The organism is Bacillus sp. AFS029637 (genome assembly GCF_002584985.1).
Classification (GTDB): Bacteria; Bacillota; Bacilli; order Bacillales; family Bacillaceae_G; genus Bacillus_A.
Genome location: NZ_NUPZ01000105.1, coordinates 1 through 288, shown reverse-complemented (window position 1 = coordinate 288; position 288 = coordinate 1). Strand labels below are relative to the sequence as shown.

1 protein-coding gene is annotated in these 288 nt (G+C 61.8%); it reads right to left on the bottom strand.

The window, feature by feature from the left end:
- Positions 1-81 precede the first annotated feature (81 nt).
- The coding region (locus COE49_RS27105; RefSeq protein WP_369689535.1) for a hypothetical protein at positions 82-288 on the bottom strand (207 nt) is incomplete at its 5' end.

Here is a 288-nt window from a genome sequence, read left to right as displayed (position 1 = left end):
GGCTCGGGTTTTGCGGCTGCTGCGCAGCCGATTGCAGGCTGCGCCAGCGGCTACAGAGGTTACGAAGGCACAAGATCGGGCTCATGACAGAACCTGCGTAACGGCGTCGACAAACACCTTGGGCGAGGCCAGTTGCATCTCGCGGCTGGCGATTTCTACCGCGACCTGCACCGAGCTGGCGCGGGTCAGGCGTTCGCCGGTTTCCAGGTCGCTGATCAGGTAATTGATCTTCAGGCGGTTTTCCCACTCCACCAGGCTCGCGCGCACATTGAGCTTCTGCCCGAATAC